The sequence below is a fragment of the Flagellimonas abyssi genome (assembly GCF_019457905.1).
Taxonomy (GTDB): domain Bacteria; phylum Bacteroidota; class Bacteroidia; order Flavobacteriales; family Flavobacteriaceae; genus Flagellimonas; species Flagellimonas abyssi.
Map to the genome: position 1 here is coordinate 222,299 of NZ_JAHZSV010000001.1, position 23,235 is coordinate 245,533.

26 protein-coding genes are annotated in these 23,235 nt (G+C 41.0%); 5 read left to right on the plus strand and 21 right to left on the minus strand.

What is annotated here, in order from left to right; translation table 11 throughout:
- Positions 1-202 precede the first annotated feature (202 nt).
- From K1F36_RS00985 to K1F36_RS01005, 5 genes are all read left to right on the plus strand, one after another.
- On the plus strand, positions 203-742 hold the full coding sequence (locus K1F36_RS00985; RefSeq protein WP_258538888.1) for an RNA polymerase sigma factor: 540 nt from the start codon (positions 203-205) through the stop codon (positions 740-742).
- A complete protein-coding gene (locus tag K1F36_RS00990; RefSeq protein ID WP_220112132.1) occupies positions 742-1,284 on the plus strand; it encodes a hypothetical protein in 543 nt (180 codons plus the stop codon). Before K1F36_RS00985 ends, K1F36_RS00990 begins: the two co-directional genes overlap by 1 nt.
- Positions 1,262-2,353 (plus strand): hypothetical protein, encoded by a 1,092-nt coding sequence (locus tag K1F36_RS00995; protein ID WP_220112133.1) that lies wholly within the window; start codon positions 1,262-1,264, stop codon positions 2,351-2,353. The genes K1F36_RS00990 and K1F36_RS00995 overlap by 23 nt, the downstream gene beginning before the upstream one ends.
- 76 nt (positions 2,354-2,429) lie before the next feature.
- Complete coding sequence (locus K1F36_RS01000; RefSeq protein WP_220112134.1) at positions 2,430-3,095, plus strand: hypothetical protein; 666 nt, start codon at positions 2,430-2,432, stop codon at positions 3,093-3,095.
- A 189-nt stretch (positions 3,096-3,284) separates the two neighbouring features.
- Positions 3,285-4,007: a head GIN domain-containing protein gene (locus K1F36_RS01005; protein ID WP_220112135.1), complete on the plus strand. Its 723-nt coding sequence runs from the start codon at positions 3,285-3,287 to the stop codon at positions 4,005-4,007.
- A 16-nt stretch (positions 4,008-4,023) separates the two neighbouring features.
- On the opposite strand, the gene hisIE is transcribed toward K1F36_RS01005, so the two are convergent.
- The 21 genes from hisIE to K1F36_RS01110 all read right to left on the minus strand — a co-directional run bounded on the left by hisIE (position 4,024) and on the right by K1F36_RS01110 (position 23,227).
- Positions 4,024-4,620, minus strand: coding sequence for a bifunctional phosphoribosyl-AMP cyclohydrolase/phosphoribosyl-ATP diphosphatase HisIE (gene hisIE, locus K1F36_RS01010; RefSeq protein WP_220112136.1), 597 nt, complete (start codon positions 4,618-4,620; stop codon positions 4,024-4,026).
- Positions 4,621-4,622: 2 nt separating this feature from the next.
- On the minus strand, positions 4,623-5,378 hold the full coding sequence (hisF, locus tag K1F36_RS01015; RefSeq protein WP_220112137.1) for an imidazole glycerol phosphate synthase subunit HisF: 756 nt from the start codon (positions 5,376-5,378) through the stop codon (positions 4,623-4,625).
- Between the two features lie 19 nt (positions 5,379-5,397).
- Positions 5,398-5,724 carry a DMT family transporter gene (locus K1F36_RS01020; RefSeq protein ID WP_220112138.1) on the minus strand — a complete coding sequence of 109 codons (327 nt, stop codon included), beginning with the start codon at positions 5,722-5,724 and terminating at the stop codon, positions 5,398-5,400.
- A 16-nt stretch (positions 5,725-5,740) separates the two neighbouring features.
- On the minus strand, positions 5,741-6,259 hold the full coding sequence (locus tag K1F36_RS01025; RefSeq protein WP_220112139.1) for a DinB family protein: 519 nt from the start codon (positions 6,257-6,259) through the stop codon (positions 5,741-5,743).
- Positions 6,252-6,983, minus strand: a complete 732-nt coding sequence (gene hisA / locus K1F36_RS01030; RefSeq protein ID WP_220112140.1) for a 1-(5-phosphoribosyl)-5-[(5-phosphoribosylamino)methylideneamino]imidazole-4-carboxamide isomerase — start codon at positions 6,981-6,983, stop codon at positions 6,252-6,254. The genes K1F36_RS01025 and hisA overlap by 8 nt, the downstream gene beginning before the upstream one ends.
- Positions 6,984-6,986: 3 nt before the next feature.
- Complete coding sequence (locus tag K1F36_RS01035; protein WP_220112141.1) at positions 6,987-7,403, minus strand: GNAT family N-acetyltransferase; 417 nt, start codon at positions 7,401-7,403, stop codon at positions 6,987-6,989.
- A 1-nt stretch (position 7,404) separates the two neighbouring features.
- The gene (hisH, locus tag K1F36_RS01040; protein WP_220112142.1) at positions 7,405-7,989 is read right to left on the minus strand and encodes an imidazole glycerol phosphate synthase subunit HisH; all 585 of its coding nucleotides are present in this window, start codon (positions 7,987-7,989) and stop codon (positions 7,405-7,407) included.
- A gap of 82 nt (positions 7,990-8,071) precedes the next feature.
- A complete protein-coding gene (gene hisB / locus K1F36_RS01045; protein WP_220112143.1) occupies positions 8,072-9,208 on the minus strand; it encodes a bifunctional histidinol-phosphatase/imidazoleglycerol-phosphate dehydratase HisB in 1,137 nt (378 codons plus the stop codon).
- Positions 9,208-10,254, minus strand: a complete 1,047-nt coding sequence (gene hisC, locus K1F36_RS01050; protein WP_220112144.1) for a histidinol-phosphate transaminase — start codon at positions 10,252-10,254, stop codon at positions 9,208-9,210. The genes hisB and hisC overlap by 1 nt, the downstream gene beginning before the upstream one ends.
- Positions 10,254-11,537, minus strand: a complete 1,284-nt coding sequence (hisD, locus tag K1F36_RS01055; RefSeq protein ID WP_220112145.1) for a histidinol dehydrogenase — start codon at positions 11,535-11,537, stop codon at positions 10,254-10,256. The genes hisC and hisD overlap by 1 nt, the downstream gene beginning before the upstream one ends.
- Positions 11,537-12,394, minus strand: a complete 858-nt coding sequence (gene hisG / locus K1F36_RS01060) for an ATP phosphoribosyltransferase (RefSeq protein WP_220112146.1) — start codon at positions 12,392-12,394, stop codon at positions 11,537-11,539. The genes hisD and hisG overlap by 1 nt, the downstream gene beginning before the upstream one ends.
- 199 nt (positions 12,395-12,593) lie before the next feature.
- A complete protein-coding gene (locus tag K1F36_RS01065; protein WP_220112147.1) occupies positions 12,594-13,409 on the minus strand; it encodes a prohibitin family protein in 816 nt (271 codons plus the stop codon).
- A 12-nt stretch (positions 13,410-13,421) separates the two neighbouring features.
- Positions 13,422-15,455 carry a VWA domain-containing protein gene (locus tag K1F36_RS01070; protein WP_220112148.1) on the minus strand — a complete coding sequence of 678 codons (2,034 nt, stop codon included), beginning with the start codon at positions 15,453-15,455 and terminating at the stop codon, positions 13,422-13,424.
- A 4-nt stretch (positions 15,456-15,459) separates the two neighbouring features.
- Positions 15,460-16,209, minus strand: coding sequence for a 3-oxoacyl-[acyl-carrier-protein] reductase (gene fabG / locus K1F36_RS01075; RefSeq protein WP_220112149.1), 750 nt, complete (start codon positions 16,207-16,209; stop codon positions 15,460-15,462).
- A gap of 107 nt (positions 16,210-16,316) precedes the next feature.
- Positions 16,317-17,189, minus strand: coding sequence for a succinate--CoA ligase subunit alpha (gene sucD / locus K1F36_RS01080; RefSeq protein ID WP_108246089.1), 873 nt, complete (start codon positions 17,187-17,189; stop codon positions 16,317-16,319).
- Between the two features lie 62 nt (positions 17,190-17,251).
- Positions 17,252-18,187 carry a UDP-3-O-(3-hydroxymyristoyl)glucosamine N-acyltransferase gene (locus tag K1F36_RS01085; protein ID WP_220112150.1) on the minus strand — a complete coding sequence of 312 codons (936 nt, stop codon included), beginning with the start codon at positions 18,185-18,187 and terminating at the stop codon, positions 17,252-17,254.
- 5 nt (positions 18,188-18,192) lie between these two features.
- Positions 18,193-18,759 (minus strand): elongation factor P, encoded by a 567-nt coding sequence (efp, locus tag K1F36_RS01090; protein ID WP_220112151.1) that lies wholly within the window; start codon positions 18,757-18,759, stop codon positions 18,193-18,195.
- A 4-nt stretch (positions 18,760-18,763) separates the two neighbouring features.
- Positions 18,764-19,549 carry an acyl-ACP--UDP-N-acetylglucosamine O-acyltransferase gene (lpxA, locus tag K1F36_RS01095; RefSeq protein WP_108246092.1) on the minus strand — a complete coding sequence of 262 codons (786 nt, stop codon included), beginning with the start codon at positions 19,547-19,549 and terminating at the stop codon, positions 18,764-18,766.
- The gene (locus K1F36_RS01100; protein WP_220112152.1) at positions 19,550-20,962 is read right to left on the minus strand and encodes a bifunctional UDP-3-O-[3-hydroxymyristoyl] N-acetylglucosamine deacetylase/3-hydroxyacyl-ACP dehydratase; all 1,413 of its coding nucleotides are present in this window, start codon (positions 20,960-20,962) and stop codon (positions 19,550-19,552) included.
- Complete coding sequence (gene lpxD / locus K1F36_RS01105) at positions 20,943-21,980, minus strand: UDP-3-O-(3-hydroxymyristoyl)glucosamine N-acyltransferase (protein WP_220112153.1); 1,038 nt, start codon at positions 21,978-21,980, stop codon at positions 20,943-20,945. Before lpxD ends, K1F36_RS01100 begins: the two co-directional genes overlap by 20 nt.
- Positions 21,981-22,003: 23 nt before the next feature.
- A complete protein-coding gene (locus K1F36_RS01110) occupies positions 22,004-23,227 on the minus strand; it encodes an HD domain-containing protein (RefSeq protein WP_220112154.1) in 1,224 nt (407 codons plus the stop codon).
- Between the last annotated feature and the right edge of the window lie 8 nt (positions 23,228-23,235).

Here is a 23,235-nt window from a genome sequence, read left to right on the forward strand (position 1 = left end):
TGATGTTTTGATGTTTGTACTTGAAATTTTCACCATCATAGACAGGTCAAAAAATGAAGGGTTGCATGCATTGGCTTTTTTACGGAAACTTTACGTCCATATTTATAATAGATACATTTTTTATAAGTTTTTTTTCTTCATAGTGCAACCCTTTACTTTTGCGGTTGTCTTTAGCTACAGATAAGGCATCAACCTAAAACCTTTGGAGACCGAAATCCGTTTTACGCACAAGGCCATAGTGGAGCAATGCAAAGCCGGCCATAGCAACTCACAATACGAGCTGTATTCCCGCTATGTGGATGCCATGTACAATGTGGGATTCCGATTTTTGGGCAATGCGGAAGATGCAGAGGATATTGTACAGGATAGTTTTGTGGATGCCTTTAAAAACTTGGACAGCTTCAAGTACGAGAGCAGTTTTGGAGCATGGCTGAAGCGAATTGTCATCAATAAATGTATTAACTATTTAAAGGCCAAGCGTATCCCTGTAGTGCCGATGGATGCACATGAGTTTCATCTGACGGATGAAGAGCCTGTTGAAGCTGAGGCGACAGATTTGGACAAGGTGAAAAAAGGGATTTCACGGTTACCGGACGGTTATAGGGAAATCATCAATCTGTACCTTATTGAGGGATATGACCATGTGGAGATTGCAGAAATCTTGGGTATTTCCACCAGTACTTCAAAATCACAATACCACAGGGCAAAGAAAAAATTATTGGAAATCATCAATGCAATGTAATGGACAATTTTGAAAAACATATTAGGGACCATGCAGCCCAGTTCAACGAACGTAGGGCGGACAAGGACAAAATGTGGGCGAAGATTTCAGAGGAACTGGGCCAAGAAAAGCCCAAGGTAATCCCGCTCTGGAAAAGGCCACTATTTCGTGTGGCGGCCTCCGTACTATTATTGCTGGGTCTCGCTTTGTTTTTTGGACTTTCAGTATTGAGCAACAATGCTGAAAAAACACAATACGCCTCCAAAGAACTGATGGAAATAGACATGTATTACAAAGACCTGGTCTCCTACCAAGTGGAATTGGTAAAGAACAATCAGGCTCTTTCCGAAGAAAACAAGGCCGAATTCCTATCCTTCATGGATGAACTCGATGCAGAATACGAAGTTCTTAAGAAAGAGATGCAAAAAAACCTTGACAATGAGCTAGTACTGGAAGCCATAGTGAGCAATTACAAAAAACGCATTGAACTCATTGAGAATTTGTTGCACCAGTTAAACGAATCTAAAAAACAAGATGAAGATGATCACGCATACACGTTATAGAATGGTCCTATGGATAGCCTTGTTGCTGGTATCAGTGGATTGTGCCGTAGCACAGGAAAAGGTTCATAAAACCATAGAGGAAAGCTTTCCGTTCACCAACTCGGGGGCGTTTCAAATAGAGAACAAATATGGTACTGTAACGCTTAAGGGATGGGATCAGAACAAAGTCCAAGTGAATATTGAGGTTACCGTGAACCATCGTAAAAAAGAAAATGCAGAAGACTTGTTGGGACGTATCAGCCCAAAAATCAAAGCGAGCAACAGCTATATTTCCATTGTTTCTGAAATCAGCAATAAAAATACGGGGTGGCTTGCCGATCTGTTGAATCGTGCCAATCCCATTGACTTTGACCGTAGCCACGTACAAATAGATTATGAGATCCATCTTCCCAAAAAAGCTGGACTTAAGGTCACCAATCGTTTTGGGGATGTGATCATTGAAAACTGGACAGGCAGCCTAAACACCTTGATCGAGCATGGCGACCTTTGGATTGGGGAGAATCTGAACAAGGCGGATATCGTTTTGAAATATGGAAAAGTCCGCGCCAAGGATTTAAACTATGCAGATCTTGACTTGAAAATCGGGGAATTGAACATGGAAAACTCAAAAAATCTGCGATTGAAAAGCGATGGCTCGGAAATACATGTCCATTTAGTTAATTCGTTGGAGATATATTCCAACAAGGACAATATCTCCATAAACGAAGTAGCGTCCCTATTTGGAAACTTGAATTTCACCACGTTCAAAGTGGAACGATTGGCAGGTGATGTAGACCTTACCATGAAAATTGCCGATTTTCAAGTGTACAACATTATAAATCCATCTGCTGATATATCCATACAACAAGAATCGGCGGATATCACACTAACCGTCAATCATTTCCCCCACGACTTCACGGCAACATTGGAACAAGGTGTGGTCCGACTGCCCAAATCATTTGAGAACGTCAGTTCAGAAATGTTGGACAAGGGCCGTAGGCTCCGAAAAATCAATGCCACTTATGGCAAGGAGCGGAAAGGAAAGATTTCCATACAAGGCGAAAAAGGAATTGTGACCATAAACGATTAAAAAAAAAATCAAAAAAATGCAACCCTTCATCAAATGGGTTGTCTTTAAAACAAAATCAATCAAAAATCCAATAAAAATGAACAATCAGAAAACTACGATTTTCTTACTTTTTTTGCTAATGGGCACTATGGGGTTTGCCCAAAACGATGACGACCAATATATTACCTTCAATGACCGAAAGAATGTGGTGCACGGGGTCTACTTGGGGCTATCCACCTACTTTGGAGAAATTGAGGGAGAGGATACCTACATCGGAGGACTAAAAGTGGCCTATGTGGCCAACAGACAGTTTGAAGTGGGTTTTATGGGCAACGTGCTATACTCCCAGCAGAACATCTTTAATCCTAGAACAAACAACAACGATGATATTGTGGCTGTGTACGGAGGACTGCATTTGGAACCTATATTGTTTGGCAAGAAAAGGGTAAGTCTATCCTTTCCAATATTGATTGGTGGTGGCGGTGTGGGCTACGTAGATCATAATGCCGTGGTGAACGATGAGAACGTTGATCTTAATGATGACGATATAGACGCTGTATTTGTGCTTGAGCCAGGAATGAATGTATTGTTCAATATTTCCAGATTCGTGCAATTGGAGGCTGGTTTCCGATATAGAATGTCCAGCAAAATAGAGTTGGCACAAAGCCCAGTGGACCGTCTCAATGGTTTTTCAGGTGGCATTGGGGTGAAATTAGGAGTGTTCAATATGGGGCGTAACCGTTACAAAAAGCAGTTGAACTAATGGAAAATTACAGCAACCGTCTTCACCATCCTATAAAAACACTACGGGTCTACACAAAAAATGAGCAAGTATTTGCCTTGTATGAAAATAGCGGATGGGCTGTCATTCCATTTCAATGGGTGCCTATTCCATTTTTCAACGTTTAGCATTTCTTGCGTACAGTATTACATCAATCAAAAATCAAAACAAATGAAAAAACGAATCAGTTTTACACTGCTTTCCGTACTATTGACCCTTTTTTCTTCCTGTGATTACGAGAAGATATATGCCGAAGGCGAAGTGACCTCTATCAAGTATGACATAAATGATTATAATGGACTCAGGATTTCTGATGCATTCCATGTTTATGTGCATTTTTCCGAATCTGAAGAAGAAATCCGTATTTCGGCCAACAACAATCTGCACGAAAAAATTGTCGTAGAAAAAGATGGTGACGAATTGATTATCCGATTAAAAGATCGCACTTCGGTAAGTGGTAAGGCTGTGATGAACGCATACATCACCACCAAAAATCTTTCCAAGTTCAATATTGATGGTGCGAGCAGATTGATTTTGGAAAATCAATGGGAAGTACAGGATGGACATATTACAGTCTCTGGGGCCTCTGATTTTAAGGGGGAATTGCTCGCTGATCGATTACAAATGAATCTCGAAGGAGCCTCTTCCGTTGATCTTTTTGGTAGTGTCTCATTCTTGGATGCGGAAATTTCAGGAAGCAGTGACTTGTTGGATTACGACCTTAATATTTCCAATCTGGACATAAACTTGTATGGGGCGAGCACGGCCTTTCTTTCTGTAAATGAAAGTATTTCCATAAAAGCTTCAGGTGCCAGTGTATTAAACTACAAGGGAGATGCGACGATACAGGAAAGTGAGCTTTCTGGCTCCTCCAGTATTATAAAAAAGGATTGAACACCACCTCATGTGGTCAATGTCTCTTTTCCAGAACTTTGACCACATCCTTGAGACTATAATTTTTTGCCTTCAGCAAAATCAAATAATGGAACAACAGGTCGGCGCTTTCGTTCAAGAAAAGCTCCTCGTTGTCATCTTTGGCCTCTATCACAGTTTCCACAGCCTCTTCCCCTACTTTCTGGGCTATTTTGTTAATGCCCTTTCGGAACAGGGAAGCCACATAACTATCCGGATTCTCTTGGTCATTTTTTCTGGATTCGATGATGTTTTCCAGCGTTGACAAGAAACCGTACCCTTGAATATTTTCTTCTGCCCAGCAGGTGTCGGTGCCCTCGTGGCAAGTAGGGCCAACTGGATTCACTTTAACCAAAAGGGTGTCGTTATCACAATCCACTTGCATATCCACAAGGTTTAAGAAATTGCCACTTTCCTCACCTTTGGTCCATAAACGCTGTTTGGAACGGCTGAAAAAAGTGACTTTTTGGGTTTCTCGGGTTTTTTCAAACGCTTCTTGGTTCATGTAGCCCAACATCAACACATTTTTGGTGGTTGCATCTTGAACAATAGCTGGTACAAGTCCGTCTGAATTTTTATTGAAGTCTATTTGCATTGTTATATTCTTACAGGAATTCCTTCTTCCTTTAATTCTTTTTTGAGTGTATTGATTTCGATTTCCTTAAAATGAAAAACGCTGGCAGCCAAGGCAGCATCCGCTTTTCCATCTTTAAAAGTATCCGTGAAATGTGATATGTTTCCCGCACCACCTGATGCAATCACTGGAATGTTAACCAATCCGGACAATTTTGCCAAAGCTTGGTTGGCAAAGCCATTTTTGGTGCCATCGTGGTCCATCGAAGTAAACAAAATTTCACCAGCACCACGTTCTTCCACTTCTTTAGCCCAATCAAAAAGATTCAGTTCCGTAGGTACCTTCCCTCCTACCAGATGGACTTTCCATTGTCCGTCTATTTGTTTGGCATCAATGGCAACAACGATACATTGTGAACCGAATTTGCCGACCAATTCATTGATCAATTCCGGTTTTTTTACCGCGGATGAGTTGATGGAAACCTTATCGGCCCCGTTTTTGAGGAGAATATCCACATCTTCCACGGACGAAATCCCGCCGCCCACGGTAAAGGGTATATTGATGGTCTCCGCTACGTGATACACCAGTTCCGCTAAAGTTTTTCGTTTTTCTTCGGTCGCTGAAATGTCCAAAAAAACCAATTCATCGGCACCTTCTTTGGCATAAATGGATGCTAGTTCCACAGGGTCTCCTGCATCACGTAGATCAACAAAGTTGATTCCTTTTACGGTGCGTCCGTTTTTAATATCGAGACAGGGTATGATTCTTTTTGTAAGCATTTATTTTTATTTGATTGAACTAATGTGAGACTACTTTTAAACCAATAATCGAAGCAATCAAGGTGGTTATAAAAAATAATCTCCAAAATGTTGCGGGCTCTTTAAAAACAAAAATTCCAAACAGTACGGTCCCCACTGCACCGATACCGGTCCAAACCGCATATGCTGTACCTATTGGTAATTCTTGTGTTGCTTTGACCAACAAAAACATGCTGATTGTAAGGCAAACTACAAATCCTATGTACCAATACGTCATTTCCGTCCCGGTTGTTTCCTTGGCCTTTCCAAGACAGGCTGCAAATGCAACTTCAAAGAGTCCTGCAATTATCAATAGTATCCAGTTCATAGGCTGTATTGGAATGCTAGCTTTCGTTTTTTGCATTCAGGTTGACCCCACCGTAAAAACCAAGGTCTTTATTTTGTAAAATTTTGGTCCATAATGCTATTTGCCCTGTGTGGTATGACAAATGTTCCGTAACATGGATAATGTTGCCCACTCCGGAAAAATTAAACCCTTGAACGTTTCGTTTACGCAATAATTCATTGAGCGGGGCATCGTAGAACGCTCTTTTGGCGTCCGAGATGGTGTTTTCCAGTTTTTTGACAAGCTCTGCTTTGGAATAGCCTGAATCTGTGGAAAATTCTTCATCCCTTATGCGTTCATCCTCCAAATTTTGAATGGATGCAATCCCATATTGGGTGATGTTTCCGCACAGGTGAAGAATAAGATTGGCAATACTATTGCTCGATTCATTCGGTTTTCCCCAAAGTTGTTCCTCAGACAATTGATCTAAACAGATTTTGATCATGCGAAGACTCTCGTTCATTCGATAGCCTGCGTTCCATACCAATTCTTCCTGGAGTTCTCTTTCTTTATCCATTTTTAAGAATATATTGTTCCAACTGTTTTAAACTGATCTTGCCTTCATAAATGGCTTTGCCTATGATTGTGCCCTCACAACCAATTTCTGCAAGTTTGGGGAGTTCGTCAAAGGTGGACACCCCACCACTGGCAATTAAATGTAAGCCTTTTTTGGTTTGGGCCAACATTTTTTGATACAAGTCGAACGCAGGCCCTTGCAGCATGCCATCCTTGCTTATATCCGTGCAAATCACATATTCGATACCTTCGGATTGATACTGCTGAACGAAGGGAATCAGCTCCAAATCCGACTCTTCTTGCCAGCCCGAAACCGCCACTTTCTCGTTGTTGGCATCGGCACCTAGAATGATTTTTCTAGCCCCGTATGTTGACACCCAGCTCAAAAAAGTTTCCCTGTCTTTTACTGCAATGCTTCCACCGGTAATTTGATGTGCTCCGCTTTCAAAGGCAACATGCAGGTCGTCTCCTGATTTTAATCCACCGCCAAAGTCAATTTGCAAACTAGTTTTTAAGGCAATGGTCTCCAATACTTTGTAGTTGACAATATGTTTGGATTTGGCCCCGTCCAAATCTACCAAATGTAGGTACTGGATACCGTGTGCCTCAAACTCCTTGGCCACTTCCAGCGGATTTTCATTATAGACTTTTTTGGTGCTGTAATCACCTTTAGACAGACGTACGCATTTTCCATCGATAATGTCTATGGCTGGAATCAATCTCATTTTCTAATCATATTTTACTCGTTCTATGGACATCCACATTTTTGAATCTCCCACTTTTTTAAAGCCCAGGTTTTCATAAAAACTATGGGCATCCAATGTTTTTAGTGCTACGGTGTTGACTTTCTTCACATCAGGTTGGTCCAAAATATATTGCACCAATTTTTTTCCAAGTCCTTTGCCCTTGTTGGGATCAAAGACGACAACATCCATAATATAGGAAAAAACCAAACCGTCTGTCATCATTCTGGCGTAAGCAACCTGCTCACCGTTCTTATTGAACATTCCAAAGCAGATACTTTTTTCAATGGTCATCAAGGTTTCGTCCCAGGTTCTTTCCTTTCCCCAGTATGTGGAGGTTACCTCTTTATGGATTCTTGGGATATCCAATTTCTCCTTGTCCTTCAAAATATGGAACTCCATGTCAGGTAATATTTAGAAAATTGTTCAATATTTCACTACCTATATCGCTGCTTTTTTCGGGATGGAACTGTGTCCCATAAAAATTTTCTTTCTGCAGAGCTGCACTATATTCCACATCGTATTCGGATTTGGCAATAGTTTCAGAGCCAATCGGAGCATAAAAACTGTGCACCAAATAGATATAGGCTTTCTCAGGAATATTTTTGAACAGCTCACTTTTTAAATCCGAAATCTGGTTCCATCCAATTTGAGGGACTTTGACCTTATTGGAAAATTTGACTACATCCAAATCAAAAATACCCAAGCCTTCCGTGTTCCCCTCTTCTGATGAGTGGCACATCAGCTGCATACCCAAACAGATGCCCAAGACGGGTTGTTTCAAAGTCGGAATCACCTGATCCAGTCCAGTCGCCCTCAACTTTGACATGGCCGAACTTGCTTCCCCAACTCCAGGAAAAATTACTTTATCGGCATTTCGGATTTCTTCTGCATCATGGCTCAAAACAGCTTCGTAACCTAAGCGTTGTATGGCAAACATGATACTTTGAATATTTCCTGCTCCGTAATCGATTATTACAATCTTCATGTATTCTTTAATCTTTTGTCATTTCGAGCAAAGCGTGAAATCTAGATTTATCAGTCGCAAGCTCCTTCGAAATGACAGTTTTTTATAGCATACCCTTGGTAGAGGGCAGCACCATTTTTTCAGCATCCCGTTTTACCGCCATTTTAATGGACTTGGCAAAAGCTTTGAATATGGCCTCGATTTTATGGTGTTCGTTGGTTCCTTCGGCCTTGATGTTCAAATTGGCTTTGGCGCCATCGGTAAACGATTTAAAAAAGTGCATGAACATTTCCGTTGGCATATCACCCACTTTTTCACGTTTGAATTCGGTATCCCAGACCAACCAATTCCGTCCTCCAAAATCAATGGCAACTTGTGCAAGACAATCGTCCATGGGCAAGGCAAAACCATAGCGTTCAATGCCCAACTTATTGCCCAAAGCTTTGGAAAACAGCTCGCCCAAGGCAATAGCGGTATCTTCAATGGTGTGGTGTTCATCCACCTCTAAATCGCCATCTACTCTGATTTCCAAATCCATTTGTCCGTGCCTAGCTAGCTGGTCCAACATATGGTCAAAAAACGCCAGACCTGTATTGATGTCACTTTTTCCTGTGCCGTCAAGGTTAATTTTGATATAGATATCGGTCTCGTTAGTTTTTCGGGTTATTTCCGCAACACGATTTTCCAATTTTAGAAATTCATAAATTTTCTCCCAATCGTTGCTTTCCAAGGCGATGTACTCATCCAATTCTTCACGTTTTACTGTAATTTCCCCTGTGCCCAAATGTGTTTCATCATTGATAAAGATTCCTTTGGCACCCAGATTTTTGGCCAATTCAACATCTGTCAAACGGTCACCGATCACAAATGAATTGGCTAAATCATATTCATCGGAAAAATAGGAGGTCAACATACCCGTACCTGGTTTTCGGGTATTGGCGTTGTCTTTTGGAAAGGTCCTGTCAATAAAAACATTATCGAAATTTACACCTTCGTTCTCAAAAGCTTTGATGATGAAATTATGTACGGGCCAAAACGTATTCTCAGGAAAAATGTCGGTCCCAAGGCCATCTTGATTGGTGATCATCACCAGTTCATAGTCCAACTCTTTGGCAATTTTGCCCAAATAAGTAAATACCTTAGGGTAAAAAACCATTTTTTCAAAAGCATCTATCTGCTCATCTACAGTTTCCTTGATGATGGTTCCATCACGATCAATAAACAATACTTTTTTGCCCATTAGTTCAATTCTTTTAAAATGGCTATCAATTTTTTGTTCTCCTCTGGTGTGCCTACGGTAAATCGCAACGTATTCTCACAGAGCGGCTGCGTGCTTCGGTTACGCACCACCACTTGTTTATCCAATAATTGTTGGTAGCGTTTGTTGGCATCGTCAACTTTGGCCAATACAAAATTGGCGTCGGTTGGATATAATTCCCTTACAAATTCCAAACCGTTCAAAGCATTGATCAATTCATCTCTTTCATCAAGAATCTGTTGCACCTCTCTATTGACCAAGTCTTGGTTCAACACCCGTTGTAAGGCACGTTGCTGCGTCAATTGGTTGACATTGTAGGGTGGTTTGATTTTGTTCAAAACACCGATAATTTCTTCTGATGCATAGCATATGCCCAATCGGATACCAGCCAGTCCATAGGCTTTGGACAGCGTTTGGGTCACAATCAAATTGGGATAGTTATCCAATTTCGACAACCAACTTTCATCCTTTGAAAAATCGATATAGGCTTCGTCAATCACCACCAAGCCCTGAAAGTATTTCAGCAATTTTTCGATGGCTTCTTCTTTGAAAGCGTTGCCCGTAGGATTATTTGGCGAACAAATGAATAACAACTTGGTTTTGATATTCACCGCCATTAAAATTTCATCCACATTGGGTTCGAAATCATTGGTTAACAGAACCTCCTTGTTTTTAACTGCATTGATGCCTGCCAGCACCTTGTACATTCCGTAAGTTGGTGGCAGCGTGATAATATTATCCTGATTCGGTTCACAAAACGCCCTGTAGATCAAATCCAAGACCTCGTCGCTCCCATTCCCGAGTAAAATTTGATTTTCTGACACTCCTTTCTGCTCCGCCAACAACGATTTTAAACTTCGCTGGTAAGGGTCTGGGTAGCGGTTGACGCCATTATCGAAGGGATTTTCGTTGGCATCCAAAAATATCATCTCCGAACCATCCGAGACATATTCATCACGTGCGGAAGAGTACGGTTGTAGCTTAAGAACCGATTCCCTCACCAATTTATTTAAATCAAACCCTTCCATTATTTTAAACTTTTTAATCTAAGGGTTACCGCATTTTTATGTGCCTGCAATCCTTCCGCTTCAGCCATCAGTTCAATGGCAGTTCCGATACCTTTGATGCCTTTTTCGGATATTTTCTGAAAGGTCATGCTCTTCATAAAACTATCCAGATTCACACCGCTATATTGCTTGGCGTAGCCATTTGTGGGCAAGGTATGATTGGTGCCCGAAGCATAATCCCCTGCACTTTCTGGCGTATAGTTTCCAATAAAGACCGAACCCGCATTCTGAATGTTCTCGAGATAAAAGCCCTCATTTTCCACACAAACAATAAAGTGTTCAGGACCATATTCGTTAATCAAATCCAAAGCTTCTTGGTCATTTTTGGCTAGAATGAGCTTGCTGTTACCGATAGATTTACGGGCGATTTCTTCTCTGGGCAGGAGTTGTATCTGATTTTCAATTTCCTTTTCAACGGCCTTAACCAACTTTTCCGAAGTGGAGACCAAAATAACTTGACTGTCGACCCCGTGCTCGGCCTGACTCAACAAATCCGAAGCAACAAAAGCGGCATTGGCAGAATCGTCAGCAACCACCAACAATTCACTTGGGCCTGCGGGCATATCGATAGACACATTGTATTGAGTGGCCAGTTGTTTTGCGACAGTCACATATTGATTCCCAGGACCAAAGATTTTGTACACTTTCGGAATGCTCTCCGTTCCAAAGGTCATCCCTGCAATGGCTTGAATGCCACCTACTTTAAATATTTGTGTTACACCGCACAATTGGGCCGTATATAAAATCGCTGGATTGATTTCCCCATTTTTATCAGGTGGGCTACAGAGCACAATTTCTTCACACCCAGCAAGTTTGGCTGGAATAGCCAACATTAAAATTGTAGAAAAGAGTGGCGCTGTTCCTCCAGGAATGTACAATCCCACTTTCTGGATGGGGCGTTTTTCTTGCCAGCACTCCACACCAGGCATGGTTTCCACTTCTACTTTTGAAGTTTTCTGTGCCGCATGGAATTTTTCAATGTTGGATTTGGCCAGCGTAATGGCTTGTTTCAACGCATCAGAAACAGAATTACTGGCGTTATCAATCTCATCATCGTTCACTAAAAGTGATTCCAAACTCACTTTATCAAACTGGGCTGTATATTTTTTGATGAGGGTATCGCCCTCGGCCTGTACCTCCTTAAAAATACTGTTGACAATTTCCTCAATATCGGAAACGGTGTGGGTAGGACGCTTTAAGATTTCTTCCCACTCCGTGGGCTGTGGATAGTTGATACGTTGCATTACAATACCATTTTTTCAATAGGACACACCAAAATACCTTCTGCACCAGCTGCTTTCAGCTCATCGATAACCTCCCAAAAAGTCTCCCGATTGATTACGGTGTGCACGGAGCTCCATCCTTCCTCCGCTAATGGCAAAACGGTGGGGCTGCGCATTCCGGGAAGAATGGAAATAATCTCTTCCAACTTATCGTTCGGGGCATTCATCAAAACATACTTGTTGTTCCGCGCCTGCAATACCGATTTGATCCTGAATTGGATTTTTTTCAGCAGTTCCTTGCGCTCTTGGGAAATGGTGGGCGATACCGCCAATACGGCCTCACTTTTCAACATCACTTCCACTTCCTTTAAATTGTTTTTGAAGAGCGTGCTGCCACTGGAAACAATATCACAAATTCCATAGGCCAAGCCAATATTTGGTGCGATTTCCACCGAACCGTTGATGATGTGCAAATCTGCCGTTACACCTTTGGATTCCAAATACTCCCTTACGGTGTTCGGGTACGAAGTGGCAATTTTTTTACCTTCAAAATCTTTGACTGAATTGTAGGTTACACCCTTGGGTACGGCCAAGGACACGCGACATTTAGAAAAATTAAGACGCTCCGCGATGGAAATGTCTTTTCCTTTTTCAATCAAAACATTTTCCCCAATAATGGCAATGTCAACTACCCCATCCCTTAAATATTGAGGGATGTCGCCATTTCGTAAATAAAAAACTTCCAAAGGAAAATTTCTTGAGGTAGCCTTTAACTGATCCTTTCCATTATCGATGGAAATACCACAATCTTTTAAAATAGCGAGGGAATCCTCGTTCAATCGGCCACTTTTTTGGACTGCAATTCTAATTTTTGTCATTTTTTTATCGTTTTGTCCGAAAAATCAAATGGGTACAAAAAATAAACCCGTTTGATTTCTCAAACGGGTTAGAATATATTTTAAAAACAACAATACATTTCTATCTCGCTTGAGGGCAAGTATAAAAATGATGATGTGTGTTTCTATTTCTCATTATGCTTCAAAAATAGGATATATTTTTATATCAAAAAAGAAGAATTTAGTTATTTCCCAAAATTAATGGCAATCCGTCATCGCCGGAACCAACCACAACAATTTTAGCATTCGGAGATTCCGCTAATTTTAAGGTTGCATCTATACCTTTGTCCTGCAATATCTTATCTGTTAAAGATGCACTCAAAATACGGTTGGCATCGGCCTTACCCTGTGCTTCGATTCTAACTTTTTCAGCTTCCTTTTCTGCAGTCACCAATCTAAATTCATATTCCAATGACTCCTGTTCCTGCTTCAATTTTCGCTCAATGGCATCCTTGATGGTTGGCGGTAAGGTAACATCTCTCACCAGTACCTCATTGAGTTGAATATACTGGTCTTCCACAATTTTCTGGGTCTCCTCAAAAATCTCTTGTTGGATTGCATCACGTTTACTGGAGTATAATTGTTCGGGAGTATAACGCCCAACAACGCTACGTGCGGCAGACCTGATGGCAGGAAGTAGAACGCGCTCTATGTACTGTTCACTTTTTTCCTGATGTAACTTTCCGAGTTGCTCATATTTGGGCTGGAACCACACGGATGCCTCCAATTTAATGTCCAGACCATTGGATGAGAGTACGTTCATTTTTTCGAGTTGTTCTTGCTGCCGTACTTCGTAAACAAAGACTTTGTTCCACGGTGCTACAAGATGAAAGCCTTCTCCCAAAGGTGGTTCGTCGGTAACAACCCCTCCACCGAAATATTTGTACAAAACCCCAGCTTCACCGGAACCAATGGTCACCGTTGACCTAGATGCAAAAATGATTAAAAAAATAATCGCTGCCAAAGCCGGCAACGCAATCTTTGGTAATTTATCCATGTTTAGTTTGATTTAAATTAATCCGTTATATTTTCTGATAAACCATTCCGCTGCAAGCGAAAGGATGATGAGTCCGAGTAAAATACGGAAATCTATTAAAGATACAACATTATCCCTGCTTTTTTGAACAGGTAAAAATTGTTGTGATAATGACAGATTGGTCTGTAGTTCTTCCAGTTTATCCAAATAATATATTTGCCCCCTATTTTTGAAGGCTAAACGTTCCATTTTTTTATAGTTTGAGGAAACAAGTTGCTTTTCTGGGTTAAAATCCAATATTTTAAAAGTTCCCGAGCGGCTCAAATTTTCATCCTGAACAGTTACAGTAAATTCATATTCCCCTGCTCCCAGATCACTCAGGTCCACTTCATAAAAAGAGCCTCTTAAGAGCATTGGGGATATTCGTGAAAAACCATTTTCTTTTCCTTTAATGGTCATGGAAATACTGGCATTGCTATCAAACTGGTAACTTTCATCAAAATAAGAAGCCCTGATTTTGGCCATACTTGCATTATCAAAAATCAATTCGTAATCCAGTTCCAAACGGTTCCGTTGCTTGCTGGAGCCCAGATACACCATCAAATTCCCGATAAATTCATCAAAAATGTCAAAGCTTTGCTCATTTCGGTACACTTGGGCCCGCCAACGCCAAATATCCTCTCCAAAAAGAACGGCTTCCTTTGTGTTGGATTCGGTCAAAATTGAAAATAAAGGCTTTTCAAGGTTGATGCCCTGCAACTGTTGGAACATCAATGTTTCACTTTCTTTGTTCAACTGAATATCTGCCAAGGTTCCCTTTAAGGGTGGAAATCCGTCAACAGCAAAATTGCCAAGACCAAATAACCCGAAGGCGTTGTTTAAGACTGGTAAAATATCCTCTGGCTGTCGACTACCTGAGACAGTAAAGCTCTTTTGGATTTGATTTAAAAAGTTCCAATCCGTTTTGCTTCCAGTGATGGTAAAATGGTTGGCACCTGAATTATTGATAAACTCGTAAATACTTCTAAAATTTCGGTTGGGCTGATACAAGATAATCAATCCCACATCCTCTAGTTCTGATTGACCGACGTTAGGTTTTAAAAGCTTTACGGAGCGTTGTTCGTTGGATTCAATAGACTTTTTTAATGCACCGATATCTGGATGCAGCATATCGGAAATAATGGCCACATTGGTTTTTTCATTAATAACTTCAATGGCGGTTTCTTTGGAGTTGTTGGCTGTATTGCGCTCATTTTCAAGTGTGACCACTTCAATTTTGATGGTTTTGATGCCCACACTTTGCGCCTCCACCAAGGTATTCAAGGTTTGACTATTCTTGGTAGCACTAAAGTTTATGAGTTTTTGATGCACCCTGCTCCCATTAATGGAAATGGTGACGGTACTGGAGACTGGTCGACTCCCTTGATAACGAATGGTGGATTCAATGGGAAAGCTGTTTCGTAAAAAGGCATATTTATTCACATTGATGAGTCCTACGGAAAGGTCTTCATACTGAGTTGTATCCCCAACGACAACTGAGTTTACGATTAAATTTTGATTCAGATTGATGTACTCGTAATCTCTTCCCAAGGTCTGATTGCCATCGGAAAACAATACAATGGCATTGTTTCCGTTGACAAATACTTCGTTTAAGGTATTGAGTGCATTGGAAATATCGGTATTGCTCTGATCAAATTGAATAGAATCGCTAGCAGAAATGGTATTGCCAAACCCGTATTGATGGATGTTGAATCTTTCGTTTATAGCATCATTCTGACTAATTTGTTGGATAGCTTGGGAAATATCAGTCTGGGACAAAGCATCTTGCATAGAAGTGGAATTATCCACTAACAGAATCAAATTGGCTTTTTCAACAAAATAATCCTTACTGACAAACTTTGGGTTTATTAAAAGTAAAAGGCCGCAAAACAAGGTGATAAACCTTAATGCGGCCAATATTATTTTAAGTGAACCCTTTCTTGGGTTTTTATAGAAGTATTGAAAATAGACAAGTATAAGCGCGGCAGCAACTGCTAAAATAATAAGAAGTACCGTGCTCAACTCCATTCATTTATGTTAACATTCCACCATCAACATTCAATACCTGTCCTGTTACGTAGTCGGATAGGTCCGATGCTAAGAATACACATGCATTGGCAACATCTTCTGGGCTTCCACCTCGTTTCAACGGAATACCTTCTCTCCAACCTTGAACTGTTTTTTCGTCCAATTTCTTGGTCATTTCAGTTTCGATGAAACCGGGAGCAATGGCGTTGCAACGGATATTTCTGGAACCTAGTTCCAAGGCCACGGACTTGGTAAAACCAATCATACCGGCTTTAGAGGCTGCATAATTGGTTTGTCCAGCATTTCCTTTTACACCTACCACACTGCTCATATTAATAATGGAACCTTTGCGCTGCTTCAACATAGTACGTTGCACCGCTTTAGTCATATTAAACACTGATTTCAAGTTAATTTCAATTACGGTATCAAAATCTGCTTCGCCCATACGCATCAACAAATTGTCCTTGGTGATACCTGCGTTATTAATCAGTACGTCGATTTTCCCATCAAAATCCTCCAAAACCTTGGCAACTAGTGCTTCGGATTCTTCAAAACTGGCGGCATTACTTTTATAGGCCTTGGCCTTTACGCCCATTTCGGACAGTTCTTTTTCCAATTCCAAAGCTGGAGCTTCGCTAGAACTGTAGGTAAAGGCCACATTTGCTCCGTGTTTTGCAAATACTTCGGCAATACCTCTACCAATTCCTCTACTAGCTCCTGTTATAATTACATTTTTCCCTTCCAAAAGTTTCATACAATGATTGTGTTTGAATGGTTAATAACCAAATATAGTTGTTGTTTTATGTTTAGACGAAAAAAAATCCCGCATAAAACGGGATTTAGTATGGTTTTAACGGTTGGTTACCCAACCACTTCTTTCACTTTTACGCCGATTTCGGCAGGAGAATCAACAACGTGGATACCACATTCTTTCATGATTCTTTTCTTGGCCTGGGCAGTATCATCGCTACCACCAACAATGGCGCCAGCATGCCCCATGGTACGTCCGGCAGGGGCGGTTTCACCAGCAATAAATCCAACAATCGGTTTTTTGCTTCCACTCTCTTTGTACCATCTAGCGGCTTCAGCTTCCAATTGACCACCGATTTCACCGATCATGACAACACATTCGGTTTCTGGGTCATTGATCAATAGCTCAACGGCTTGTTTTGTAGTAGTTCCGATAATTGGGTCACCACCAATTCCAATGGCAGTTGTGATTCCCAATCCTTGACGAACTACTTGATCAGCAGCTTCATAGGTCAACGTTCCTGATTTTGAAACGATTCCCACTTTTCCTTTTTTGAAGACAAATCCTGGCATGATACCAACTTTTGCTTCACCAGGGGTAATTACACCTGGACAGTTTGGACCGATCAATGTACAGTTCTTGTTCTTGATGTAATCGTTGGCCTTAACCATATCCGCTACGGGAATACCTTCGGTAATCGTGATGATTACTTTTATTCCAGCATCGGCAGCTTCCATAATGGCGTCCGCAGCAAATGCGGGCGGAACAAAAATAATTGTGGTATCGGCACCAACTTCTTTTACAGCATCTTCCACTGTATTAAAAACTGGTTTTCCCAAATGTTCCTGTCCTCCTTTTCCTGGGGTCACACCACCAACCACGTTGGTTCCGTATTCAATCATTTGTTCGGCGTGGAATGTTCCTTCACTACCGGTAAATCCTTGTACAATTATGTTTGAATCCTTGTTTACTAAGACGCTCATATATTTAACTTAATGTAGAGATACAAAAATATGGTTTACTAAAGTTTTTATCTATTGATTTCTTAAATCTTTTTCAGTTTTTTCAAGATTTCGGGAATCTTTTTAATGTATGCTATCTGTTTGAGTTTTTCGCGTGCTTCCTCTGCCGGATACCCAAAATAGGTTTTGCCTCCTTCAAGGGATTTGGAAATACCTGATTGTGCCAAGATGACTGCTTTTTTACCAATGGTCGCACCGCTTGTGATACCAACTTGTCCCCAAAGTGTCACTTCATCTTCAATAATGCAACATCCGGCGATGCCAACATGGGATGCAATCAAGCATTTTTTGCCTATGATCGTATCATGCCCAACTTGGATTTGGTTATCCAGTTTGGAGCCTTCTTTAATTGTTGTTGAAGCTGTTACTCCACGGTCAATGGTACATCCAGCACCAATATCTACGTTATTCTCGATAACGACATTTCCTCCGGAAAGCAGTTTATCGAAGCCTTCGGGTCTGTTTTTGTAGTAGAACGCATCGGCGCCCAACACAGTTCCTGCGTGAATGGTTACGTTGTCGCCAAGAATACATCTATCGTAAATTGTTACGTTGGGATGGATTACGCAGTTTTTGCCAATTTTTACATGGTTGCCGATAAATACATTGGGCTGGATTACGGTTCCCTCTCCTATCTCCGCGGATTTAGCTATTGATGCAACTGCAGTTTCGAAGGGTTTAAAATGACGCGTAAGTTTGTTGAAATCCCTAAATGGGTCATCCGAAACCAATAATGCCTTACCATCAGGACACTCCACCTCTTTGTTGATGAGCACCACGGTGGCTTTGGACTGAAGCGCCTTATCATAATATTTGGGATGATCCACAAATACGATATCCCCTTCTTCCACCACGTGGATTTCATTCATACCGAGTACAGGAAAATTTTCATCTCCTACAAAATCGCAGGCAATGATTTCCGAAATTTCCTTTAAAGTATGCGTTTTAGCGAATTTCATTTAGGCTATTCTTTCGCACGTTCCAGGTAAGCTCCTTTTTCTGTGTCAATTTTGATCTTGTCACCTTCGTTGATGAAAAGAGGCACATTAACACTGGCCCCTGTTTCAACGGTAGCCGGCTTGGTAGCATTGGTCGCCGTGTTCCCTTTAACACCGGGCTCCGTATGAGTCACTTCCAAAACAACACTTGCTGGCATTTCAACAGAAAGCGGCATGTTGTCCTCCGCGTTGAAAATGATTGTAACGACTTCGCTTTCTTTTAGCAAATCGTATGCATCAAGAGCATCCCTTTGCAAAGCAATCTGAGTGTAGTCGTCCGTATTCATGAAGTGATAGGTCTCACCTTCACTGTACAAAAATTGATAACTACGTGTTTCTACACGGACATCTTCAATTTTGTGTCCTGCGGAAAACGTATTGTCAATCACCTTTCCAGTGGTAACACTTTTCAATTTGGTTCGGACAAATGCGGGTCCTTTGCCAGGTTTTACATGAAGAAATTCTACAATCTTGTAGATATCATGATTGTACTTGATGCACAATCCCTTTCTTATATCAGAAGTACTTGCCATAAATTTAATTTGAACTGAAATAACCTTTCATAATTCCACGTTGCGAATCTCTTATAAATTGAAGAATCTCATCTCGCTCTGGAGTCGCCTCCATTTCAGCTTCAATAATGGATGCCGCTTGGGAATTGTTATAATTTTGTTGATAGAGCAGTCTATAAATGTTTTGGATTTCACGAATTTTGTCGGACTCGAAACCTCTTCTTCGTAATCCAATGGAATTGATACCTACATAAGATAGGGGTTCCCTTGCCGCTTTTACGTAAGGAGGCACATCTTTACGCACCAAAGAACCACCTGTTACAAAAGCGTGGTTTCCAATAGACACAAATTGGTGCACGGCTACCATTCCTGCCAAAACCACATTCTGACCAATGGTTACATGTCCTGCCAAAGTAGAGTTATTACTGAAGATACAGCCATCGCCCACAAAACAATCGTGTGCGACATGGCAATAGGCCATAATCAAACAATTATTTCCGATCACTGTTTTCATACGGTCGGAAGTACCTTTATTGATCGTGGCACATTCTCTAATCGTTGTATTGTCACCAATTACAACTGTTGTCTCCTCACCTTGATATTTAAGGTCTTGAGGCATTGCGGAAATTACGGCTCCAGGGAAAATACTACAGTTTTTTCCAATTCGCGCTCCTTCCATGATGGTTACGTTGGAACCAATCCAAGTTCCTTCACCTATCGTTACATTATTGTGTATCGTGGTAAAGGGCTCTATCACCACATTTTTGGCGATTTTGGCTCCTGGGTGTACGTATGCTAGGGGTTGGTTCATTTACGAATCTGTATTTTTTGTTTTTACGATCTGTGCCATCAATTCAGCTTCGGACACCAATTTTCCATTGGCGTATGCATATGCTTGCATATGACAGATTCCTCTTCTAATAGGCGAAATCAAATCGCATTTGAATATAAGCGTATCCCCGGGAACTACTTGTTGTTTAAATTTCACCTTATCAATCTTCATAAAAAAGGTAAGGTAGTTCTCTGGGTCGGGAACCGTGCTCAACACAAGAATTCCTCCAGTTTGAGCCATAGCTTCAACCTGTAAGACGCCTGGCATAACGGGTGCTCCGGGAAAATGACCTACGAAGAAAGGTTCGTTCATCGTAACATTTTTGACCCCTACTACATGTGAGTCGGAGAGTTCCAAAATTTTATCTACCAATAAAAATGGAGGGCGGTGTGGCAACCTCGCCATGATCTCGTTGACATCCATCAACGGTTCTTGATTTAGATCATAGCTCGGGACTTTGTTTCTTTTTTCGATTTTGATGATTTTAGAAAGCTTCTTTGCAAATTGTGTGTTTACAAAATGACCTGGTTTGTTCGCAATGACTTTTCCACGAATGCGGGTTCCAGCCAAGGCCAAATCCCCGATTACATCCAATAATTTATGTCTTGCCGCTTCATTGGGATGATGCAGGGTCAAGTTATCCAAGATACCATTGGGTTTTACGGAAAGTTTCTCTTTGCCGAAAGCTTTCTCCAATTTCTTCATGGTAGACTCCGAAATTTCTTTGTCTACATAAACAATGGCGTTATTCAGGTCACCACCTTTAATCAGGCCGTTCTCCAACAACATTTCTAATTCATGAAGAAAACTGAACGTACGAGAATCGGCTATTTCTTCCTTAAAATCAGACATTTTTTCCAAAGTGGCATTCTGAGTGCCCAAAACCTTGGTCCCAAAATCTACCATGGTAGTGATCTGATACTCATCAGAAGGAATAATGGTGATTTCACTGCCCGTGGCTTCATCTTTGTAGGAAATCACATCCTTTACAATGTATTCTTCCCTTTCTTCCTCTTGTTCAACTATACCGGCTTCCTCCAACGCTTTCACAAAAAACTTGGAGGAACCATCCATAATTGGTGGTTCCGGGGCATCGAGCTCAATTAGGACATTGTCGATATCCAGACCCACTAGTGCAGCAAGCACATGTTCGGAGGTATGAATTTTAACACCGTTCTTTTCTAGATTGGTGCCTCTTTGGGTGTTCACCACATAATTGGCATCGGCTTCAATAATGGGTTCTCCTTCCAAATCAATTCTTTGGAATGCAAAACCGTGGTTTTCGTCCGCAGGTAAAAAGCTCATGGTTACATTTTCGCCTGTATGCAGTCCTACACCTTGTAGCGTTACTTTTTTGCCAATGGTGCGTTGTTTATTGCTTGGTTTGCTCACCTTCAACTCTTTTTTCTATGTTAGAGATTTGACTTGCCAATTTTGGCAAATTCTTAAAGTGTACATATGATTTATTGAAGTCTCCATAGTTGAGTGCTGGCGACCCTTGGAGAGCTTCATCATCTTTTACGTTTCTTCCGATTCCGGATTGGGCTTGGATTCGGACCCTATCACCTATGGTGATGTGCCCAACGATTCCTACCTGACCTCCTATTAAACAGTTTTTTCCTATTTTGGTGGAACCTGCCACCCCTGTCTGGGCTGCAATGGCAGTGTGTTCTCCAATTTCAACGTTATGTGCAATCTGTATCTGGTTGTCCAGTTTTACGCCCTTTCTCAATATGGTGGAACCCAATGTGGCACGGTCAATCGTAGTGCCCGCACCAACATCCACATTGTCTTCTATGATTACGTTCCCTGTCTGGGGCACTTTACTGTATTCGCCGTTGGAGTTTGGGGTAAAACCAAATCCGTCCGCCCCAATAATCGCTCCGCCATGGATTACACAATTGTTTCCGATAATGGTTTCCGAGTATATTTTTGCTCCGGCAAAAACAATAACGTTGTTGCCAATGCTCACATTATCGCCAATGTATGCGTTAGGATATATTTTTACATTGTCCCCTATTTTTACATTATCCCCTAAATAAGCGAACGCTCCCAGGTAAAATCCTTCACCATATTTAGCAGTTTCGGATATATGGCAAGGGTTTTCCACTCCTATCTTATTGTTTTTTACCTGATTGTAATATTCCAATAATTTGGAGAAGGATTTGTACGCGTCTTCCACTTTAATAAGTGTTGTGGAAACGGATTGCTCCGGTACAAAATCCTTGTTCACAATAGTGATGGATGCTTTGGTGGAATAAATGTAAGAGGTGTATTTTGGATTGGCCAAAAAGGTCAGTGAACCTTTTTCACCTTCTTCGATCTTGGACAATTTATGGACAGCGATTTGAGGATTTCCCTCAACTTCCCCTTCTAAGATTCCGGCAATTTGGGTAGCTGTAAATTTCATTGGTGCAAAAGTAACAAAATTTGTTAAACGGCTTTCTTTGGATAACAGCTGTAATATTTGGTCACAGTTTCGGCCAACGCTTTTAGGCTTAGCTGGTCCGATTCTTTAAGTACATCTGAAATTTTACCGTTCTTTTTTAATATTTGAATAGCCTCGTCCTTACTGTATGCTTTGTTGGATATTTCTCCATTAAATACGAAATTGGATGCTTCTTCAACGGAAAGATCATGCTTTTTGATGATCCATTCCAACTTTTCATTTAATTTTTCTTGAGTTATAGGCCGCTTTTTTACTTTAATATGCAAAAGACGCCTGTTCAATAACATTTCACAAAGTTTGGAAAGCACAAAATCATCATGGAACTGCCAATTCTTCAGAGCGCCCAAAATATCGATATCATCAAGTTTGGCAAAGGTTTTTAAAACGTCGGCAGTAAAGGTCAAAGTTCCATTGTTCTTCAAAAAAAACAATAAGGATTCACTTGCGGCAAGCGGTTCTCCATTACTGAGTAGAAATCTTGCTCGTTGCATTACACGAACCAATAATTGCTCCGCCACCAAGCCTGTTTTGTGCAGATACACCTGCCAGTACATAAACCTGCGGGCCATTAAAAACTTTTCTACCGCATAAATGGCCTTCTCTTCTACAACTAGATTGCCTTCCACAACATTCAACATGGAAATCAACCTTTCTGAATTTATGTTGCCCTCGGTAACACCAGAGTAAAAACTGTCTCGTTTTAAGTAATCTAAACGGTCCATATCCAATTGACTGGAGACCAATTGATTTAAAAATGTTTTTGGGTAATCACCTTTGAAGATGGCGATGGCAGTATCCAACTGTCCGTTGAACTCTTCGTTCAATTCCATCATAAATTTCAAGGAAATCTGCTCATGGCTAATTTCTTTGGCCACAAAGCCTTCCAAAGCATGGGAAAATGGGCCATGACCAATATCATGAAGCAAAATAGCACACAATAATCCTTCTTCTTCTACTTCGGTTATCTCTACATTTTTTAATTTTAAAACCTGAATGGCCTTAGTCATTAAATGCATGCTACCCAATGCGTGATGGAATCGTGTATGATGCGCACCTGGATACACCAAATATGAAAGCCCCATTTGGGATATCCGTCTCAACCTTTGAAAGTAAGGATGTGATATCAGACTAAAAATTAGTTCGTTTGGAGTTCCAATAAAACCGTAAATTGGGTCGTTGAAAACATTAAGTTTATTGGTTTTTACCAAGGATTTTT

Excerpts from the sequence above, each read along its gene's own strand:
- sucD (WP_108246089.1), bottom strand. The coding sequence starts at position 17,189 with ATGAGCGTCTTAGTAAACAAGGATTCAAACATAATTGTACAAGGATTT.
- K1F36_RS01035 (WP_220112141.1), bottom strand. The coding sequence starts at position 7,403 with ATGGAGTTCCATATTTTGAAGGACAAGGAGAAATTGGATATCCCAAGA.
- hisH (WP_220112142.1), bottom strand. The coding sequence starts at position 7,989 with ATGAAGATTGTAATAATCGATTACGGAGCAGGAAATATTCAAAGTATC.
- lpxA (WP_108246092.1), bottom strand. The coding sequence starts at position 19,549 with ATGAACCAACCCCTAGCATACGTACACCCAGGAGCCAAAATCGCCAAA.
- fabG (WP_220112149.1), bottom strand. The coding sequence starts at position 16,209 with ATGAAACTTTTGGAAGGGAAAAATGTAATTATAACAGGAGCTAGTAGA.
- K1F36_RS01065 (WP_220112147.1), bottom strand. The coding sequence starts at position 13,409 with ATGGATAAATTACCAAAGATTGCGTTGCCGGCTTTGGCAGCGATTATT.
- hisB (WP_220112143.1), bottom strand. The coding sequence starts at position 9,208 with ATGGGCAAAAAAGTATTGTTTATTGATCGTGATGGAACCATCATCAAG.
- hisF (WP_220112137.1), bottom strand. The coding sequence starts at position 5,378 with ATGCTTACAAAAAGAATCATACCCTGTCTCGATATTAAAAACGGACGC.
- K1F36_RS01005 (WP_220112135.1), top strand. The coding sequence starts at position 3,285 with ATGAAAAAACGAATCAGTTTTACACTGCTTTCCGTACTATTGACCCTT.
- K1F36_RS01085 (WP_220112150.1), bottom strand. The coding sequence starts at position 18,187 with ATGAAATTCGCTAAAACGCATACTTTAAAGGAAATTTCGGAAATCATT.
- hisD (WP_220112145.1), bottom strand. The coding sequence starts at position 11,537 with ATGCAACGTATCAACTATCCACAGCCCACGGAGTGGGAAGAAATCTTA.
- hisIE (WP_220112136.1), bottom strand. The coding sequence starts at position 4,620 with ATGCAAATAGACTTCAATAAAAATTCAGACGGACTTGTACCAGCTATT.
- K1F36_RS01020 (WP_220112138.1), bottom strand. The coding sequence starts at position 5,724 with ATGAACTGGATACTATTGATAATTGCAGGACTCTTTGAAGTTGCATTT.
- K1F36_RS01000 (WP_220112134.1), top strand. The coding sequence starts at position 2,430 with ATGAACAATCAGAAAACTACGATTTTCTTACTTTTTTTGCTAATGGGC.
- hisG (WP_220112146.1), bottom strand. The coding sequence starts at position 12,394 with ATGACAAAAATTAGAATTGCAGTCCAAAAAAGTGGCCGATTGAACGAG.
- K1F36_RS00990 (WP_220112132.1), top strand. The coding sequence starts at position 742 with ATGGACAATTTTGAAAAACATATTAGGGACCATGCAGCCCAGTTCAAC.
- K1F36_RS00995 (WP_220112133.1), top strand. The coding sequence starts at position 1,262 with ATGATCACGCATACACGTTATAGAATGGTCCTATGGATAGCCTTGTTG.
- efp (WP_220112151.1), bottom strand. The coding sequence starts at position 18,759 with ATGGCAAGTACTTCTGATATAAGAAAGGGATTGTGCATCAAGTACAAT.
- lpxD (WP_220112153.1), bottom strand. The coding sequence starts at position 21,980 with ATGAAATTTACAGCTACCCAAATTGCCGGAATCTTAGAAGGGGAAGTT.
- hisC (WP_220112144.1), bottom strand. The coding sequence starts at position 10,254 with ATGGAAGGGTTTGATTTAAATAAATTGGTGAGGGAATCGGTTCTTAAG.
- K1F36_RS01025 (WP_220112139.1), bottom strand. The coding sequence starts at position 6,259 with ATGGATAAAGAAAGAGAACTCCAGGAAGAATTGGTATGGAACGCAGGC.
- hisA (WP_220112140.1), bottom strand. The coding sequence starts at position 6,983 with ATGAGATTGATTCCAGCCATAGACATTATCGATGGAAAATGCGTACGT.
- K1F36_RS01070 (WP_220112148.1), bottom strand. The coding sequence starts at position 15,455 with ATGGAGTTGAGCACGGTACTTCTTATTATTTTAGCAGTTGCTGCCGCG.